General features: G+C 40.6%; 16 protein-coding genes. 10 read left to right on the top strand and 6 right to left on the bottom strand.

From position 1 onward, the window contains the following. Positions 1 to 65 precede the first annotated feature (65 nt). The 3 genes from C9J12_RS19250 to C9J12_RS19240 all read right to left on the bottom strand — a co-directional run bounded on the left by C9J12_RS19250 (position 66) and on the right by C9J12_RS19240 (position 1,342). A complete protein-coding gene (locus tag C9J12_RS19250; protein WP_146150094.1) occupies positions 66 to 308 on the bottom strand; it encodes a hypothetical protein in 243 nt (80 codons plus the stop codon). A gap of 17 nt (positions 309 to 325) precedes the next feature. Further along, on the bottom strand, positions 326 to 676 hold the full coding sequence (locus tag C9J12_RS19245; RefSeq protein WP_107244187.1) for a hypothetical protein: 351 nt from the start codon (positions 674 to 676) through the stop codon (positions 326 to 328). A gap of 546 nt (positions 677 to 1,222) precedes the next feature. Then, complete coding sequence (locus C9J12_RS19240; RefSeq protein WP_227876418.1) at positions 1,223 to 1,342, bottom strand: LysR family transcriptional regulator; 120 nt, start codon at positions 1,340 to 1,342, stop codon at positions 1,223 to 1,225. A gap of 113 nt (positions 1,343 to 1,455) precedes the next feature. Between C9J12_RS19240 and C9J12_RS19235 the strand changes: the two genes are divergently transcribed. Together C9J12_RS19235 and mrdA are read left to right on the top strand one after the other, a co-directional pair. Next, positions 1,456 to 2,385, top strand: a complete 930-nt coding sequence (locus C9J12_RS19235; RefSeq protein ID WP_107244186.1) for a Rossmann-fold NAD(P)-binding domain-containing protein — start codon at positions 1,456 to 1,458, stop codon at positions 2,383 to 2,385. Between the two features lie 304 nt (positions 2,386 to 2,689). Further along, positions 2,690 to 4,744, top strand: coding sequence for a penicillin-binding protein 2 (gene mrdA / locus C9J12_RS19230; protein WP_107244185.1), 2,055 nt, complete (start codon positions 2,690 to 2,692; stop codon positions 4,742 to 4,744). 155 nt (positions 4,745 to 4,899) lie between these two features. Here mrdA and C9J12_RS19225 read toward each other — a convergent pair whose 3' ends face one another. Further along, a complete protein-coding gene (locus C9J12_RS19225) occupies positions 4,900 to 5,595 on the bottom strand; it encodes a CatB-related O-acetyltransferase (protein ID WP_107244184.1) in 696 nt (231 codons plus the stop codon). Between the two features lie 425 nt (positions 5,596 to 6,020). Here C9J12_RS19225 and yieH point away from each other — a divergent pair, with 425 nt between their 5' ends. Next, the gene (gene yieH / locus C9J12_RS19220) at positions 6,021 to 6,677 is read left to right on the top strand and encodes a 6-phosphogluconate phosphatase (protein ID WP_107244183.1); all 657 of its coding nucleotides are present in this window, start codon (positions 6,021 to 6,023) and stop codon (positions 6,675 to 6,677) included. Positions 6,678 to 6,790: 113 nt separating this feature from the next. Here yieH and C9J12_RS19215 read toward each other — a convergent pair whose 3' ends face one another. After that, on the bottom strand, positions 6,791 to 8,152 hold the full coding sequence (locus C9J12_RS19215) for a tetratricopeptide repeat protein (RefSeq protein WP_107244182.1): 1,362 nt from the start codon (positions 8,150 to 8,152) through the stop codon (positions 6,791 to 6,793). 460 nt (positions 8,153 to 8,612) lie between these two features. After that, on the bottom strand, positions 8,613 to 9,122 hold the full coding sequence (locus tag C9J12_RS19210) for a porin family protein (protein ID WP_011220167.1): 510 nt from the start codon (positions 9,120 to 9,122) through the stop codon (positions 8,613 to 8,615). A gap of 192 nt (positions 9,123 to 9,314) precedes the next feature. Between C9J12_RS19210 and C9J12_RS19205 the strand changes: the two genes are divergently transcribed. From C9J12_RS19205 to C9J12_RS19175, 7 genes are all read left to right on the top strand, one after another. Further along, a complete protein-coding gene (locus tag C9J12_RS19205; RefSeq protein ID WP_107244181.1) occupies positions 9,315 to 11,099 on the top strand; it encodes an amidohydrolase in 1,785 nt (594 codons plus the stop codon). 470 nt (positions 11,100 to 11,569) lie between these two features. After that, the gene (locus C9J12_RS19200) at positions 11,570 to 11,740 is read left to right on the top strand and encodes a XapX domain-containing protein (protein WP_006228741.1); all 171 of its coding nucleotides are present in this window, start codon (positions 11,570 to 11,572) and stop codon (positions 11,738 to 11,740) included. 50 nt (positions 11,741 to 11,790) lie between these two features. Then, entirely contained in the window at positions 11,791 to 12,501 is a 711-nt protein-coding gene (gene deoD, locus C9J12_RS19195) for a purine-nucleoside phosphorylase (RefSeq protein ID WP_011220165.1), read from the top strand. A gap of 403 nt (positions 12,502 to 12,904) precedes the next feature. After that, the gene (locus tag C9J12_RS19190) at positions 12,905 to 14,395 is read left to right on the top strand and encodes a lactate dehydrogenase (RefSeq protein ID WP_107244180.1); all 1,491 of its coding nucleotides are present in this window, start codon (positions 12,905 to 12,907) and stop codon (positions 14,393 to 14,395) included. Positions 14,396 to 14,693: 298 nt separating this feature from the next. Continuing rightward, complete coding sequence (locus C9J12_RS19185) at positions 14,694 to 17,561, top strand: hybrid sensor histidine kinase/response regulator (protein ID WP_107244179.1); 2,868 nt, start codon at positions 14,694 to 14,696, stop codon at positions 17,559 to 17,561. A gap of 454 nt (positions 17,562 to 18,015) precedes the next feature. Beyond that, entirely contained in the window at positions 18,016 to 18,966 is a 951-nt protein-coding gene (gene tal, locus C9J12_RS19180) for a transaldolase (RefSeq protein WP_107244178.1), read from the top strand. 79 nt (positions 18,967 to 19,045) lie between these two features. Continuing rightward, positions 19,046 to 20,237 (top strand): transketolase family protein (locus C9J12_RS19175; protein ID WP_265416157.1); only part of this gene is annotated, 1,192 nt, incomplete at its 3' end.

Raw genomic sequence — 20,237 nt, 5'->3', positions numbered from 1 at the left:
GCCAATAATAACGCAATCATATTCATGCCTAGTAATATCTCCTAGTCACGACATAATTCTATAACTTATTCAATTTCGCGATTTAGGGCTTCGAGGCAACAACAAAATTCCTTTGTTTTGCGAAGAGCTCCAATAAACACTGTCGGCTGAGATCGGTAAGCTTCCATTAAGGTAAAATCTAGGTGTTCATCATTAAAATCTTCATACATATACACTGCAATCAAACACGCTTTAATATTGTCATCATGTAAATTGAGTTCATAAAACTTTGCTGATGAAATTAGTTTTGTTAATCGTTCTTTATTCATAATAAGAGGCATAGTGATTACTTGTAATATTTTGTTCGGTCAACTGCTTCACCTAATGTGAACAGTATTTCTTTAAAAATGTTTGTTGTTTTCAAAGTTGCGATAACCAACGGTGTTTGTTCTTGATACACCTGGTTTAACACCTTTTTTCGGCAACCATCTATATCCGAAAAATTACTGACAACAACAGACACACTAGATTTGGTTTTATCTTTCGTAATATCCAAACCTAATTCTTCAGCAAGGCTAAGTACTTCTCTGATTTTGCCTTTTAATTCGTAATGAACAAGGCAAGATTTAACATTTTCTTCATCAAATTTAATACCAATGTTCTTGAGATCTTCTACTTTTGAAATAATATGTTTCATTTTACTCTACCGTCAAAAAGCCTTGGGAGATTCCCAGAGCAAAAAAATCATGTCTGTTTATTTCAGATGTTTTTTAAAATAAGCCTAATGGGTTAATGTCATAACTCACTAAAGAGCCATCACAACCTGGTTTGGTATAAATCATACAGCCTCTTCCATTACGTTTAATATATAAAACTATAAATGTTTATATGCTTGCCATTTATTCTTCATCAATTAAAACAGATAAACACTTTAGTTTTTAATCATTTTTTATGAACTATAAATCCCGATGAAAAACAACAAGATAAAAAAGAGTAATAACTCTACTTTTAACTGACTCATGATATATTTCACGCTTAGAAATTAAAACTAGAATGACCTCTATCGCTTGATTCCAAGATCCTACTGCAATTCGTCTTTTATTCTTTCTCTACAATCAGAATTACCGCAAAATTTAAAATATTTCGCATCACTGTTGCCAACTAAATCTTGACATTTTTTGAGCATAAAACACACAAACGAAAGACGTTTATGATTTTAAATAATGAATGAAACTAAGAGTAATTAAAGCGCCAAAATTTGACGACTCACCGTCGGTTGAAACATTCCTACAACTTGTGCAGCAGCAGACATGCTTCCCTGTTCTGCCACGGCTAAAAATATCCGAATACAGTCCCATTCCATGCTATTCATATTCGTATATCCACCATACTTTATTGTAGGTTTACTATATCGTTAATCCACGACAGACTGCTTAATTAAATAGATAAGGTAACTCGCATAGATGAGGATATTGAATGAAAAATGCATTAGTCTTTGGTGTCTGTGAGGAAATGGGTAAACATCTGTGCCAAGCATTAATAGAACAAAATTGGGAGGTGATGGGGGTAATCAAAGAAGGTGAAATAGATGCTCCTCTTTTGGGTAATCTAACCTTGGTCGAACTCACTCATACTGATTTAGACTTTCTTTATGATCTCGTCGAAGATGTTGATGCTATTTTTATTCACCAGCCAGAAACCGATACGCATCAACGCAACAACCTTATCTTTCCGTTAGAACAAATCATTCAATTAGCTGAATTTTTTAACCTCCAATTAATCATCACAACAAACAAATACGACATTAAACAAAATCAACTTCCCTCGTTTGCTTTTTGGCATCAAAAGAAACCCATTAAAATTGCACTGCCACATAAACTGCATAACAGGCTATACCATGCTAGCCAAACTGGTGTAAGAGTATTAGTAATAGGCTGCGGACATACACTCGGTTTTACGCATAGAAAGTGTTATTTAGGCATGCTCGTAAAGGAAACTGAGCACCAACTTCTTTTGCAATCACCTAGCGAAAAAGCCATGAAGCATCATTGGACCTATTTGCCCGACCTTGCTAAAAATTTGGTCCACATCGTTACTCATCAACAGCATGAGTTTAACACTTTCGATACACTCTATTATTCAGGGCATACCGCGAGCATTAATGATATCGCACGCTGCCTAGCGTTAAGCAGTGGAAAGCCAGTAATCGTTACTCCTTTGCATTGGACAATAATGGAATTTATCGCCTTATTTTCACCCTTATTTAGGAGTTTTTTAAAGGCACGGACATTATGGCAACAAGGGGGGATGTGTTCTCATAACACCTTCCCGCGAATCAATAATAGTGAAATAACACACACTCCATTGGAATTAGCACTTCAAAAATGTTGGGAACAACGGCACTAGCCGCCATTATAAACGTAAAGAAGAATCTGAATCCCTACAGACGCAATGACGCCAAGCGCTATGATTTCAGCATCTTAGTTTGCAGTTTTAATGTGTGGGTTAGAGTGACTGACATTGGGTAAACTGTCTACAATGTCAGGTTGTAACAAGCGTAATCCATATAGTTCGAGCCAAGCTAGATGCAACAAAATATAAGCTTAAACGAATAGATGAACGCCATATTCATTCCGTCAGATCCTGCTAATAAACGTCTCATGTAGAAGAAGGCAAAGTTGTGGTCGCCTCTCAATCATAAAGCGTTGTTATGTCAAAAGAAAAAGTAAAAATCAGAGATCACCAATCCGAAATGGCGCTGTTTACTCGCCGCGCCATTACCGCTTTCCTATTTATGCTTGTAGGCGTAGGTGTGTTGCTTACCAACCTCTACCATTTACAAGTTAAAAACCACAGCCAATATCAAGCGCGCTCCAATAATAACCGCATCAAAGTCATTCCTGTCGAGCCAAACCGTGGGCGTATCTACGATCGTAATGGGGTGTTATTGGCGCAGAATACGCCGGTCTATTCCCTCGAATTAGTGCCAGAAAAAGTGCACGACATGGATGCGACCTTAGCGTCGTTAAAAAGCTTATTAGGCTTGAACGAGAGCGACATTGCTCAATTCAAAAAAGCCATGCACCGAACGTTGCGCACCCGCCCGGTTACTTTAATTGAACAGATGAGTGAAGTACAAGTTGCCGAGTTTTCGGTGAATCAATTTCACTATAACGGAGTCGATGTCGATGCTTACCTTGAACGCTATTACCCGTACAGTGCGAACCTAACACATGTATTGGGGTACGTCGGTAAAATTAATGACCGTGATATTCGCCGTCTAAAAGAAGAAGAGAAGTACACCAATTACAAAGCAACACGCACCATCGGTAAGTTAGGAATTGAACGCTATTACGAAGACACGTTACACGGTCAATCGGGTTACGAAAAAGTCGAAATTGATAGCCGCGGCCGCGTGGTACGAACACTCGATTATGTCGCGCCTATTTCGGGCCAAGATATCAAATTAAATATAGATGTAGGCTTGCAGTTGTATGCGAACAAGCAACTAACCATCAAAAAAGAAAACCCGATCACGCACAAAATGGAAGATTATCACCGTCGTGGCTCGATCGTAGTGTTAGACCCACGTGATAATTCGGTATTAGCAATGGTGTCTAGCCCAAGTTACGATCCGAATTTGTTTGTGCATGGCATATCATCGAAACGCTACAATGCATTACTGAGTGACCCTGATCACCCGTTATTGAACCGAACGACTTTGGGCGTGTATCCTCCGGGATCGACAGTAAAACCACAGATTGCCGTAGCTGCGTTAAGTGAAGGGGTAATTTCGCCAAACACCACACGCAATTTTCCTGGTTGGTGGCGTATTCCTCATTCGAAAAGCCGTAAGTTCCGCGATGATGTACGCTGGGGGCACGGTAAAGTGAATGTCGTAAAAGCGATCGAACAATCTGTAGATACCTTCTTCTACCAAGTAGCGTACGACATGGGGATCGACCGTTTATCGGTATGGATGAACAAGTTCGGTTATGGTAAACCGTCTGGCATTGATATCAACGAAGAAAGTACCGCCAATATGCCAACCCGAGAATGGAAGCATAATCATTACCATCAAGCATGGTACCAAGGGGATACGATTCCGGTTGGTATTGGTCAAGGCTATTGGACAGCGTCACCGATGCAGATTGCAAAAGCGACTGCTGTGGTCGCAGATGAAGGCGTGGTGCATCGCCCACACTTGTTGAAAGCGGTGATGGAAGATGGGCAGTTTGAGCCCGTGCTGTTCAAAGATTTCCTCCGTATCAGTGAAGCTAAAAAGCAAAATTGGGATTTAGCAAAAGAAGGTATGCACCGCGTAATAGTATCGGGGACAGCACGTAAGTTATTTCAAAACTTGGCATATGAGGCGGGTGGTAAAACCGGTACCAGTCAGGTCTTTGGGTTGGCAAAAGGCCAAAAATACAACTCGAAAGAGGTGGCTGAACACCTTCGTGACCATGCTTTGTTTACAGGTTTCGCACCATTGAACCACCCGAAGGTATTGGTAGCTATTGTGCTAGAAAATGCTGGTTGGGGTAAATATGCGGCACCACTTGCGCGTAATATCATGGATTATGCTCTAGTGAAGCCGACCATTAATTTAGATGCGGATCCGTCAAATTTACCGCCGGATCAATTAATGACACACAGTGGGAGGCATGTGAATGTACACAAAAATACACAAACGGCATTACCCAAGAAAGAGCTAGCACATCACAAAGTAAAAATTCTCGACAGTGAACAAGTGAAGCACAGTTAATATGCGCTGATTGCAATACGTGAAATAAACAGTAGACAATTCAAAATAGGGCCATGGTATTGTTCCAATCAACCGTACCATGCCCTATACCCAAGTTACCTCAAGATACTCGTTTCAGCGAGAATTGAGGTAGGTTGGGTACATTATTTCCACACCTATTCGTCAGTACTTTTTAATATATCCTGAAACTGAAGAAATCGTTGATATAAACCATCAATATCAGAGCTACACATTAAATCCATATTGGCTTGTAATACTTCAATTGGCCAATTCCACCACTTCATTTCAAGCAGCATTTTAATTTGTGGCTCAGTAAAACGAGATTTCACTGCATTACCGGGATTACCAACAACGACGGTGTAAGGTTCAACATCTTTCGTCACCACAGCCCGTGCACCAATAACGGCACCATCACCAATAGTGACACCAGGCATGATGACACATTCACTGCCTATCCAGACATCATTGCCAATAATGGTATCACCAGCCAATTCAAAACCAGACTTTACTTTATCGCCAAAGACCTCGTAATCGAAAGGGAAAGAGGATATCCATTCGTGCCGATGCCCTTGATTACCCGCTAACATAAATGTCGCACCAGATGCAACCGAGCAATATTTACCAATAATCAACTTATCGACGTCACCAAACACCCCAGATTCCCACACACTGTGGCTGGAGCTATCCCCAAGTAAGTAACGCACACATTGATCTTCAAAGTGCTTATCATGGTAATAACCAGAATAATACGTGAAATCACCCACTTCGATATTGGGATTAGTAACATGCTTATTTATTTCGTAGCCACCAATCCATGTTGAAAAAATGGTGGAAGATGATTTTGAAGACATAGAAACACCCTAATTGTACGCTGAACCCTTATTGTCTTTTGACTAGAACCTTATCGATGCACTTTTTGATTGGCACTTCCTGATAAGAACCACTCTATCTTCATAATGCAATAAGTGGGCAGCTTTGCCGTTATCTGCTTTTGTTAAAAAGTATAGTCTGTTACTCACAACGACAATATCTCACTTTGACGTATATCGTCGATATTTCTTTATATTGAAACCATTATTTTAAGCTAACAACGCCTCTTCCCACCCTTTCCTTTAATCACAGAACTAAACGAATGTTTGAATGGCTCAATATCGCAAACTTTTCGTTCAAAATGGTGATTTACCGTTTAAAGATAACAAAACATCAATATGCACCTTGTGGAAATAATTTTGCTGTATTAACTGTGTAGAAGGAGACGAAATTAGGAGCCGTTAGCATGAAAAAAGAAAGACCTATTCAATGTGTTATTTTTGATTGCGATGGCACATTAGTTGATAGTGAAAAGCTATGTAATCAAGCATTAGTCAATATTTTTGCCAAGTTTGGTGTAATACTCAACCTTGACGATTGTATGCGTCATTTCCAAGGTGGAAAGATGGCTGATATTCTAACTGAAACCTGCAAACGAGCTGGATTAACGATTTCTCTCGATGTACTTGAACCGATATATCGTCAAGAATGTAATCAGCTATTTGAGAAGGGCTTACAACCCATACAAGGTGTACCTGAGTTATTAGCCACCCTGACGAACAATAATTATGAAATGTGTATCGCGTCGAATGCTCCTGTTCATAAAATTGAGCACATATTGGGTTTAACAGGCTTACTGCCATATTTTGATGGGAAGCTATTTAGTGCCTTCGAAGCAAACAGTTGGAAACCTGAACCTGATTTACTTCATCTTGCGGCAATGAATATGGGCATCCCGCTGCATCAATGTATTTTCGTTGACGATACGATAACCGGCGTAATGGCTGGCATTAACGCAGATATTCGCACTTTCCATTTTCTCGCGACCCCAGAATCAGAACAAATTGAACATCCCAATGTTACACAGCTCAACGCGATGCCACAGTTATTAGAATACATTTAAGCGTAGCGTTCATCAGGGGAAAAGCTGAATAACTAAACCAAAAGGCTCGAAGAATGAGCCTCTTGACCATATGAAATTTATTCTAATAGCACACGTTTTATAACCGTACCTTGCTACTTAGAAGCTGCTTTCTCTTCAGTTTCATTCGCTAACGAATCCCAAGATGATGCCCAACTTTGCTGCTGGTATTGGCTCGTCGCTGTCTCATTTTTTTCCGCTACTTGCCCACTCGTTGTTACCTCAGCACTCTTTGTTACCACAGCATTTGTTGTTACATTAGCACTCTTTGTTACCACAGCATTTGTTGTTACATTAGCACTCTTTGTTACCACAGAACTTGGTTTTACTGATTCAGCTGCAAACATGGGAATAATCGGAATATCAGTAACAATCTCTTTCGTTGGTTCAGTTTCCGGTAACATATTACCTTGCTGGGTACAGTCCAATATTATTTGGTTCAGTTCTTCATCTGTTGGTTGATAGCCAGCTCGCCCGTAAACCTGATCAAGAAGGTGAATCAAAGAATGTGATACAACAGGTTGTACGCGTAAAGCTTTATACATTGACTTAGCAACGTTCTGGATATTCAAAATCGATTCAATACCAATGTGTTGTACCACTTCATCACGACTTTTTTTAGCGTCTTTATAACCCGACGCATAAGCAATCGAAAACCATATATAGGCTACCGCAGCATCATTCGCGTTTGACCCTAAATGCATTTGAGCAGCTAGATATTGCGCTTCACTATTGCCTTGTTCAGCTGCTCGCTCTAACCAATAAATTGCATAGATCCGATTCTTTTCGATCCCAATGCCACTCTGGTAACAGTAAGCCGTTTTAATAAACCCTTTAATATCATTGTTTTTTGCCGCTCGTAGCCGCCAAGCAAAAGCACAGTGTGGTTCTTTAAGTGAATTAGACTCAGCAACGTACCAATCCCCCAAAAATAGCTGCGCTGGAACGTATTCCATCTCGGCAGATGCAATAATATTTTCAATACCCACGTCAATATCGGGCTCGACACCACTTCCTTGAATGAAAAATTTTCCCAATGTAAACAAAGCCGCTTCATCTTTACGTTTTGCTTTTACCACCGCCTCCCAGTACAAAGATTTAGCTTCACCATCCGGATCATCAATATCAGCACGGCTCAATCGTGCCATTGCATTTTGGCCAATATCATTATCTAAAACAGCGGCTTTGTTATACCAATTAAGCGCTTCACGAATATTGGTCAATTCATATTCTTTTCCTAGCGAAAGCTGACTGAGTACATGGCCCGTTTGGGCTTTGAAAATTTTCTCTTCTCGCTCTGCGATCTTCGCTTTTTCTAAAACTAATCGGTATCTTTCATCTTTAAATGCTTGTTGCTTTGCTTGCTCTTCGTTCTTTTTCACCACAAAGGAATATCTGACCACTCCCCAAATCAGTGGTACTCCAAGTAATCCTAACCACATACTAAAATCTGGCATACATCCTCAAGCAAAAAAATTAACTCACCTCTTATAGCGGCATTGCTTTCTAATTCTGAAGCACAAAATACCGAATTAAATGCATAATTCTTCTGCTATAAAAAACATGTTAAATAAATCCAACAAATAATCTTATATTTCGCTTATAACAATCAAGAATTGTGCTGATATCAAATATTATAAGACAATAACTTATCTACTTTTTTTCAGTAAAAAACGTCATTTAAAACTACAATCAATGCATCTGTAGTGTTAATGTTAATTTGTTAACAAATTGCGTTAATAATCAAAGTTCAACACCGTCTACAACTTATGGCTTACCTGCATTACACAGCTTACCTTACGTCCCGGTATGAGGGCAGTGCCTGTACCATTACGCCCTGTAATTACTATTCAACAGCGCATAAAAAAGCCCATCAACTCGTTGTCACAAGTTGATGGGCTTTCTTTATATGCTGATTTAAAGTCTAAAGCCAACACCAAGAACAACGGCGTTATTTTCAACTTCACCCATATCTCGATACTCATAACCAATGGTTAAATCGATTAATGGGATTAATGTTAAAACAAAACCTGCTCCGCCAGTAAATCCCCAGCCATCATCTTTAAAACTCGCATTTGAAATATCAACATCGTAATAACTCGTACCAGCTTTAGCGTAAAGGCTACCAATCAATAACGGTAAATCACCACGAAGCGTGATTGGTACAGCGGTATAATCAATGTCATTTTTAAATGATGAAATATCATCATCCACATCAGCACTACCCTGAACGATACCGACATTCACACTAAAAATATCATTAATATGGTAAGTACCATTAATACCATATTCATACCCAGTATCACTGTTACCTTTATAGTCAACGCGTGATGCACCCGCACTTGCACCAACAGAAATCCCTAGTATATCGGCACTAGCAGGTAGGCAAGTCAATGCGAGCGTAGCAGCAAGCAATAATTTCTTCATTACAACGTTCCTTCGTTTAGCTATCAATATGAAATAAAAGAGGCTTTTTCCTATCTATTACTTTTAGCCTATATTGATTAACTAAGCCAACTTACACCCTGTGTTTCGTGCTCAACCTTTGATTATTTTACCAATCTCAGCAGTAAGAATTTATCGTCTAAGATCTAATAAAATATTGCGAAGGTGATGTAGATGTATAACCCATTAAATGTACGTCTGAGGCTAAACAGATTATTTATTGTTTTTGCTATTATCGCCATAATACTGATTACTGTAAGTTGTGATGATAAACACCAGCATGCCGACAATATTTCCTCAGCCGATACTATCTATTTGAATGGTAATATTTTAACCATGGCAATCCCTGAAACAGCAGAAGCACTTGCGATTACAGATGGGAGAATCATTGCTATAGGTAATGTAGAGACAATCAATTTTTACCGTAATGCTAACACTACCGTCATCGATTTAAAGGGGAAAACCCTGCTACCTGGCTTTATTGATGCTCACAGCCACTTTACAACCGTCCTTAAAATTAATAATTGGGCGAATATTTCAGCTCCCCCTGTTGGCATAATCGAAAACTTTATAGATTTGCTCGCAGCATTGCTTAAACACAAAGAACAACACGCGATCAAAAAAGGGGAATGGATCATCGCTTATGGTTACGATCCCACCGCATTAGAAGAATTATACGACATAACGATCAATGAACTTGATCCTGTCTTTCCCGATAATCCAGTCATAATCATGCATGTATCAAACCATGGTGCAGTGCTGAACTCACTCGCGCTTGAAGCTTTCAACATTAATGAACAAACACCCACTCCTTATGGCGGTATTATTAACCGGATCAAAGGCACAAACGAACCCGCTGGTTTAGTGATGGAGGCTGCTTTTCTCCCTATTTATCGAACGCTGTCTAAACCTGATGAACAAGCCTTATTGAGTTCTCTATTTCGAGCCCAAATGGAATACGCAAAATATGGCTATACAACGATTGTTGATAGCTCAACGTTACAAAAAGAGTTTGAATTACTACAACAAGCAGCGGTGAATAAACAACTCTTCCTCGATGTTATTTCACTGCCTTTATTCACCGATATAAAAAGCATTCTAGACAAAAATAGCGTTGAACCCGCGCAATACTCCGATCATTTAAAGCTCGGGGGAATGAAACTTATCATGGATGGCTCGCCACAAAGCAAAGGTGCCTGGTTTACCCAACCGTATTTAACCGGAAATGCTGACCCAGATAATCTGGATAACACTAATTCCGCTTGGCGTAGTGAGCCAATCATGCCTTACAGTAAATTCAAACAATTTTATCAATATAGTGTTGAACAGGGTTTACCCGTATACACCTCAGCGAATGGTGACGCTGCAATCGACACTGTCATTCAAGTCAACTATGAACTCAAAATCAATCACGAACAAAACCAACGTCATGTTGTGGTCAATTCACAATTCATGCGCCCTTCTCACTTTGATCAGTTTAAAAAGCTTGGGCTTATCCCTAGTTTTTTTAGCAACAATGCTTTTTTCTGGGGTGATGCACAGGTAAATAGTTTAGGTAAAGAACGGGCTTTTACGTCCAATCCTATGCAGTCAGCTTTAAAACAAGAATTACGGTTCACTAACCATACCGATTTCTCAGTGACCCCTTTAAACCCTTTATTCATGGTATGGACGGCAGTCAACCGACTATCTCGGGGCGGCACTATTATTGGTACCGATGAACGAATATCACCAGTTCAAGCTTTGAAAGCGATCACCATCAATGCGGCTTACCAATTTTTTGAGGAATCAGAAAAAGGGTCATTAGAAGCAGGCAAAGTCGCAGACCTTGTCATACTCGATAAAAATCCACTCACTGTCGCTGCTGGCGAGATAGATACCATTCAGGTTATCGAAACAATCAAGGCGGGTAAAACAATTTACCCTCAAGCTCAACTTTTACCAGAGCAATCAAAATAGTCATTTTTATTCCTCATTTATCTATCCATACACAAGACAGATAATGATCTGCTGCAAATATCCAATGAAAACCATTACAAGATCACATTATTAATATTTTGTATTCATATTGTTCACCACACATAATATCAAAACAAAAACCATTTAAATTCAATAGTTAACAATAGATACTAACATCATTAATAATTTATTCAGCACCAATAAATCGAGCTTTAGCAAACGATTCCCCTCTCATTTTCAACAGGTTTGGTTATCAAGGTGCTATTTTTGTTAGGGAAGAAAGGAAAATGTGATCATGATCTCGAGACAAGAAAGAGCAGTTCCATAAACTAGCCACACAACAAACGGTAAGCTTTACCAATTTAAATTGGCATTGATTAAAGGCGCCTTCCGATAAAAATCGGACCAATAGAGCAGCCTATTTACCGTTACTTTTTTATGTAGATATGTAACACACAGAGGGTAAACACATGAGCGAGATCATGCTTGCTATTTTTGCTGGCTTTATTGTCGGCGCATTCTTTACTGCGGTTAAACTGCCGTTACCGGCACCACCCGTATTGTCTGGCATTATGGGAATCGTAGGTGTTTACCTTGGTGGTGTTGCCTACCAAACAGTTATTGAACGCTTTTTCTCGTAAGTATTAACTTACAGACTCATCTATTCTAATCAAATTTCTAGGACCTAATTATGGCTACTCCACATATTAATGCTGAACTTGGTGATTTTGCAGAAACAGTCTTAATGCCAGGTGATCCGCTTCGCGCAAAATTCATCGCTGAGAATTTCTTGGAAGATGTAAAACAAGTATGTGACGTACGTAGCATGCTAGGTTTTACTGGCACTTACAAAGGTAAGCGCGTTTCAGTAATGGGTCACGGTATGGGTATCCCTTCATGTTCTATTTACGTTCATGAACTTATCAAAGATTTTGGTGTGAAAAACATCATTCGTGTTGGTAGCTGTGGCGCCGTACACGACGACGTTAAATTAATGGACATTATCATCGGTATGGGTGCATCAACTGACTCTAAAGTGAACCGTATTCGTTTTAATGACCACGATTTCGCTGCAATCGCTGATTTCCACTTACTAGAAACATCTGTACAGCAAGCACGCCTACAGAACGTGAATGTACGTGTAGGTAACATTTTCTCTGCCGATTTATTCTACAGCCCAGAAGAAGGCCTTTTCGATAAGATGGAAAAGCTAGGCATGCTAGGTATAGATATGGAAGCGGCTGGTATTTATGGTGTTGCCGCTGAACTAGGTGCTAAAGCACTGACTATTCTAACCGTATCTGATCACATTAAGCGTGGTGAGAAACTAAGTTCTGAAGATCGCCAAAAGTCGTTTGGTGAAATGATGAATGTGGCACTAGAAACAGCAGTAAACATCTAGGCTACGTAACTTCAGACGTCAAAATAAAATATTGCGGTTAGGGTTTTCCCCGATTCTCTGGCCGCCCTTCTGCCAACGCAGAATTAATATCAATGACATTGATTACAATCGCAATGTCATCGCTATTAACAAAAAAAAACAGAAATACGAAAAAGGGAAAAGTTAGTGTCACAAGGAGGTTGTTATTGAGCATTATCGCAGCTCAACTTTTTGTAAAATGTGGCGTCTTACACAATTTGAATTGGGAAAACAATCATGTCGATTCTTTCTCAGCGATTAATACAAAATAACAACTAACTTGCACAACGCTAATGCCGTACTGGACAGAAGGTTTACTGCCTTTTGTCCAGTGCCCTTCTCCCCCAATCTTATTGCTCCAGCACAAGGATAGGGTTAGGCTGTCATGATGAAAACACTTCACTCAAACATAGACAATACCTTGCTACCTCCAGCATATGAATCTTTACAGCTAAATCATTGCAAAACTGTCAGTTGCAAAAACTTTGGTTCCAAAGATGAACACCACTATGTTATGCAACGTACTAACCCTAATCGTCCTACATTAATATGTCGTGAGTGTGGTGCTTTTCCACCAGTATTAAATAATCATGATGTAGTCGCTGAAGTCACTCGCCTAAAAGTCGCGCAAAGTAGTGGATTACCCGCCTGCTGCAATCCCGACTGCGATAACCTTGGTTTACCCGTTCTGACGCATCGTCACCTTTATCATGCTTTTGGTTACAGTGGTGATCGACAGCGTTACCGCTGTAAATGTTGTCAAACAACCTTCGTTGATCGCTGGTCTGGCTTTAATGGCAAACACCTTGTGCAACAGAAGTTACTCGCAATGCTTTTCACTGGCTATTCGGTCCGTGATATTTGCCGCCGTTTGAGCATGAATCCAAAATCGTTCTACGATCAGCTTTCACACATTGCCAGCCGTTGCCGTCGTCAGCTCTCGATGTTTGATGCTCGCTTGTTTAAACATGCACAAACACTCAGCTTAGCGACAGACATGAAACCATTACAGCCTACGAGTGATAATGGTGTGTTATGGATTGCAACCGGTGAAGCCACATCAGGCTATATCGTCGGGCAGCATGTTAATTATCACCAAAGTGATATCCAAAATCCGAGCGAAAGTCACGACCCATATAAAAATGATACCCGCTTTATGGCAGCTCCTGCGCCTAAATTGGTAGAAGTACCATCATCACACCCTCAAGGTATTTTAGCGCGCGTTGATGCGATGTATCGTGAAGTATTAGATCGCACCAATATGGAAGATCCACTCAGTAATATTGCACGGTTTAATTACCCTTCAAAAGGGTGCTTAATCCGCCCACAATATACGGTCTATGCGCATTATCTGCACTTATCGCAAATGCTTGAATATAATGAATCCTTGGCAATATTTATGCCTCAAGAAACCTTATTGCGCTCTGCATGTGTCTCTGTTTTTATTGATCGAATTAAGAATAAAACCATTAACCCACTTTACGTCGTAGAAGATACAGGCTGGCAACGCGGTCAAGTGGCTGGACGTGTTGATATCGTATTAATGGGATGGTGGCGTGATCGCTGGGCATTTACTCGTCATGGTGAAATAAACAAAGGGATAAGTCATTTAGGCGGTGACAAAGGTAACGAAGCTAAATGGCTAGAGTTGGCATCACACCGCAGTATTAGCGAATACCAAACACGATTCCATGATCAATTTTCGCAATTAGTGAATGAACCTCGTCGTAAGCTTCGCCCTGCAGGTTTGCTACCTTTACTGGATATTTATCGAGCATGGCATAACCTTTGCCGTCAAGATCGATCAGGACTAACGCCAGCTCAACAAGTTGGACTCACGCCTGCCCCATTAACACTGGAACAGTTGCTTAATTAATTCTTTTAACCACACGTAACCTTACAACCTCTGTCAGCAAGGCGGGCATATACCTAAAGTCTGCCTTGCAATCCGCTTTTCTTTCCCCTCTTGGCATACAATAATAATCAACAGATAAGCATCGGTATCATCACATATTATTGAGATATAGATAAAGTTGTTAGTAAGCAAGTCGATACTAAATGTATAAATATTGTTAATATCGTTATTGCTACAGTGAATCGCGTCGTTATGGTTAGCTTGTACTCACTACGTGCCTTCGTTCGATATCGAAATGGATTTCATAAAAAGAGATGTTATGCGGTTAATTCCAAACAAAATTAAACCTATTTTATTAGCCAGCATGTTAGCTGTTGGTATTATTCCAGCCTTCTTATACAGCTGGATCAGCAGTGAGAAACTGTCTACTGTGGCATTGGGACAAATAGCAAAAGGGATCAGTAGCCGCACCAACATTGCAGCCAAAAACATCGATGATATTATCGCTAATCGATTATTAAGCTTAAAGGTATTATCAAGTTCACCAATATTCGAACAAGATGCACCTATCGCGTCATATCCTGCATCAGACAGCCAAGGGTTTATCAGTCACTACCTGACAAAGCTCACTGAGGTTGATCAAGCTTTTAATGCCATTCACCTTGTTGAGAAAAAAGGAGATGACTTTTTTATTAGCCGTTCCTCCCGCTCGTTAGAAACCGTTACTCTTCATAATGAACTACGCAAATTCGGCCTAATAAACATTGAATCTGCCATTAAACAAATGGCAGCGACAGGCGATAATGTCTTCATTTCGGTGCCACAAGATCTCATTTCTGTACCTTGCTTGCTACTCATTACGAAAGTGAACAATGATTCAGATACAGCCGCGAGCGAAGACCGTTACCTCGTCGTTGAATATCTTTTAAGTGAGATTAATGAAAGTTTAACCTACTTTACCGATAACATCGCCAGTGCTGAATATGTTTTTATCATCAACAATGAAGGCAATACGATTCTTTCTGGTAAAAATCAAGGACGGTCACTACAAGTATTCAACGACTTTAAACAGAATTATAGTACGGGTGCATTTAGTGAGAACAATATGCAATATGGTGTTTCTCATTACACCAATCGTTATGGCGACGATTTACTTACGACAGTCTCCCCTCTCAATACACTCAACAATAAATCACAGTGGTCATTAGTAACGATTACTCCGCAGCATGTCGCAACCCAAGCGATCGATTATCTTTACCGATATTTCATGTTGGCATTATTGTTTACCGCTTGTGTTGTCATGGTTTTGTCGATAGTGCTGACAAAGCGAATCACCGTACCGCTGGCAAAACTTGCGCGTTTTGCGGCACAATTTAAGCTTGGTAACTACACCAGTCAGCAGACCCTTAAAGGTCCACATGAATTTCAAGTGCTGCAAGAAGCTCTGAATCAAGGTGCGACAAAAATTGCGTATGATACACAACGGTTGAATCAAGCATTAGAAAAAGCAGAAGCCGCTGATCGTGCAAAGTCGACCTTCTTAGCCAACCTCTCGCATGAAATTCGCACTCCAATGAATGGAATGCTAGGGCTCTCGCAGTTACTGTTAAAAACAGACCTAACACAAGAACAAAGACACCACCTGCTGACGTTGCTCGATTCAGGTAAGCACATGATGTCGATACTCAACGACATTTTGGATTTCTCTAAAATTGAACAAGGGCAATTCAAACTCAATAAAGCCAATTTCTGTATTACAGATTTAGTCGGCACAATTGAAAGCACTTACTATTCACTGGCAAAAGAGAAAGGTCTCGATTTTTCCATTCAATGCTACTTTGACTCTAACAGTTGGTTTTTTGCCGATAAATCTCGTATTCGCCAAATCCTGTTTAATGTGATTAACAATGCCATCAAGTTTACCGATAAAGGTGAAGTAAGGGTGTCGTTAAACCAAGGGCAATGCGACAACCCTAAAGAAAGAAAACTCATTATCACCGCTCAAGATACAGGAATTGGTATTGCTGAAGATCGTATGCAGCAAATTTTTGACCCATTTTCACAAGCAGAAATATCAACCAGTCGCCGGTTTGGTGGTACAGGGTTAGGTTTAAGCATTGTTAGGCAGCTAGCAAACCTAATGAATGGTGATATTCAGTTAGAAAGTGCATATGGCAAAGGCTCAACGTTTACCATTACTTTAGTGGTCGAACAAGGCTACTATAAGCAAGAAAAACAACAAGAAATTGAATTTGATCGCAGTACTTTTATTGATTTGAAAGTGCTTATTGTTGAAGATAATAATTTGAATGTACTCATCATCGAATCATTCCTTAAACAATATGGTTTTAATACACACGCCGTAGAAAATGGCGTAGAAGCACTCAAAATACTCGAACATGAATGTTTTGATGTGATCTTAATGGATAATCACATGCCAGTAATGGATGGCATTGAAGCCACTAAACGTATTCGTGCTCTTAATTCCGCTATTTGCCAAATACCCATCTTTGCATGTACTGCCGATGTATTTGAAGAAACCCAAAGAAACATGCTCCGTGCGGGAGCAGATTGCGTTATCACCAAACCACTTGATGAACGTAAATTACAGGATGCATTACAACGATTCAAAAGCAAGATTACGGCCATGGCCTCACTAAGAACTGAACCAGAAGAGATTACGCCGACAATGCCCGCGAAAGCATCTAGTTCGCTATTGATGAATAACAATATTGAAGAGGCTGAGATCCTTACAACCGAACGCGATATTGAGCCAGTCAGTGAGCAAAGCGACACCGATCATTCATTCGATATATTCGATATAACCCTCGACCCAACGCAATTTAAGCACATCGAGTTAAGTACTTTGTTAGACATGATGGACGACGACCATAACATCGTTGTTCAATTTTTAATGATGTTTGCACAAGAGCACGCTAATGATGTCAGTAAATTTGAACAAGCCCTGAAACAGTCTGACTTTGATGCAGCGGTGTTAATTAGCCACTCATTAAAAGGGGCATCAGGCAGCATAGGTGCATTTAAGGTTAGTCAAGCCGCTCAAAACGTCGAAAAGCACGTCAAAAGAAAAGCATTGCCGACAGAAAACGAAATCGCATTACTCGCGAAGGAACTGCAGTGCGTAATCAAAGAAATTCACCAACAGCTCACTGTTACAGCAATATAAACCTGCAGTAGAAAAACATCATAATCGCGTATGGATCGACTTATCATTTGGTCCATACGCTTTATAACTTATCTACCATCACTCCTATGACATCTCATAATCAACAGTAATCACTCACCAATACTGAACATTTGATCACAGTTGTGATCACTTGCTCATTCATTTACTGCGCTGAACAAACAGTGAATCCGTCCATTCAAACAGCGAATTAAGTGAAAAACAGGACGTATCTGATAAAAAATGAGATCTAAACACGCTTTGATGCAGTTGATAATTGACAAATTCCTGCAAAAAGACAATTATCGACACATCAATTGTTCTTGGCCAATCCATTTGCTCACCAAGTATGTTTTTGGTTTGCAGGAATTACGTTAAGAACTCGTGAATATACTTTTGCTGGCTCCAATTTAAGCTAGCATTGAGACAAGCCCAAATACGTTGAAGGTCGAGACATATGAGCACTAAACTGGAACAATTGCGCGCACTAACCACTGTTGTTGCTGACACTGGCGATATCGAAGCAATCAGTAAATATCAGCCTGAAGATGCTACGACAAACCCATCGTTGATTCTTAAAGCAGCTCAGATTGCTGAATATGCTCCTCTTATCGACGCTTCTATTGCTTACGCTAAAGCACAAAGCAATGATAAAACTCAGCAAGTTGCAGACACCTGCGACATGCTTGCCGTTAACATCGGTAAAGAAATCCTGAAAGTTGTACCTGGTCGTATCTCAACAGAAGTTGATGCACGCCTTTCTTACGATACAGAAAGCAGCATAATCAAAGCACGTCAGCTTATTAAAATGTATAACGATGCTGGCATCACTAACGACCGTATCCTTATTAAGTTAGCGTCTACTTGGGAAGGCATTCGCGCCGCTGAAGTCCTAGAGAAAGAAGGCATTAACTGTAACCTAACACTGCTATTCTCATTCGCACAAGCACGTGCTTGTGCTGAAGCGGGTGTATTCTTAATTTCTCCTTTCGTTGGTCGCATCATGGACTGGTATAAAGCGAAAGAAGGTCGTGACTTTGAACCATCTGAAGATCCAGGCGTGGTTTCGGTAACGGGTATTTACGACTACTACAAATCGTATGGCTACAACACAGTTGTTATGGGTGCTAGCTTCCGTAACATCGGCGAAATTCTTGAACTTGCGGGTTGTGATCGTCTAACTATCAGCCCTAACTTACTTCAAGAACTTGAAGACGCAACGGGTGAAGTGGTTGAAAAGCTGATTGACACGAATGGCACTAAAGAACGCCCTGCAGCAATGACGCACGCTGAATTCCTATGGGAACATAACCAAGACCCAATGGCTGTTGAAAAACTGGCTGACGGTATCCGTAACTTTGCGGTTGACCAAGGTAAGCTTGAAGTCATGATCGCAGAGCGTCTATAAGACTTTATTGAATTTCAGAAAGCGGCCTTCCAGCCGCTTTCTTACTTCTGAATCGATTGAATTTTTTGGTGAAATAAATATGGAACATAACGGTCTTTCTCGCAAAGTGCTGGCAAATGCAATCCGTGCCCTAAGCATGGACGGTGTACAACAAGCTAACTCTGGTCACCCTGGTGCACCAATGGGTATGGCTGATATCGCTGAAGTACTGTGGCGCAGCCACATGAACCACAACCCACAAAACCCACTATGGGCTGATCGCGATCGCTTCGTACTTTCTAATGGTCACGGTTCAATGTTGATTTACTCACTATTGCACCTAACAGGCTACGATCTATCGATTAGCGACCTGAAAAACTTCCGTCAACTTCATTCTAAAACACCGGGTCACCCTGAATACGGTTACGCACCAGGTATTGAAACAACAACCGGCCCACTAGGCCAAGGTATTACTAACGCGGTAGGTATGGCGATTGCTGAAAAAGCAATGGCAGACCAATTCAACCGTGACGGTCACGATGTTGTTGATCACCATACTTACACCTTCTTAGGTGATGGCTGCATGATGGAAGGTATTTCTCATGAAGCATGTTCTTTAGCGGGTACGCTGGGTCTGGGTAAGCTGGTTGCTTTCTGGGATGACAACGGTATCTCTATCGATGGTGAAGTAGAAGGTTGGTTCACTGACGATACACCTAAGCGTTTTGAAGCGTACGGCTGGCATGTTATTCCTGCGGTTGATGGTCACGATGCTGACGCAATCAACGCGGCAATCGAAGCAGCAAAAGCTGAAACAGGTAAGCCAACGCTTATTTGTGCTAAGACTATTATCGGTTTTGGTTCTCCAAACAAAGCGGGCACACACGATTGTCACGGTGCTCCTCTAGGCGCTGAAGAAATCGCAGCTGCACGTGAATTCCTTGGTTGGAACCACGGTCCTTTCGAAATCCCTACTGACATTGCGGCAGAATGGGATGCGAAAGAAGCTGGCTCTACTAAAGAATCAGCATGGGATGAGAAGTTTGCAGCATACGCAGCGGCTCACCCTGAATTAGCGGCTGAATTTAAGCGTCGTACGGTGGGTGATCTTCCTGCTAACTGGGAAGCTGAAACAAGCAAAATCATCGCTGATCTTCAAGCTAACCCAGCAAACATTGCGTCACGTAAAGCGTCTCAAAACACACTGGAAGCATTCGGTAAGCTTGTTCCTGAATTCATGGGCGGCTCTGCTGACCTTGCACCGTCTAACTTGACGATGTGGTCGGGTTCGA

Source organism: Photobacterium frigidiphilum, assembly GCF_003025615.1.
Taxonomy (GTDB): Bacteria; Pseudomonadota; Gammaproteobacteria; order Enterobacterales; family Vibrionaceae; genus Photobacterium; species Photobacterium frigidiphilum.
The sequence above is the reverse complement of the archived record's forward strand: the minus strand, read 5'-3'. Positions and strand labels throughout refer to the sequence as shown.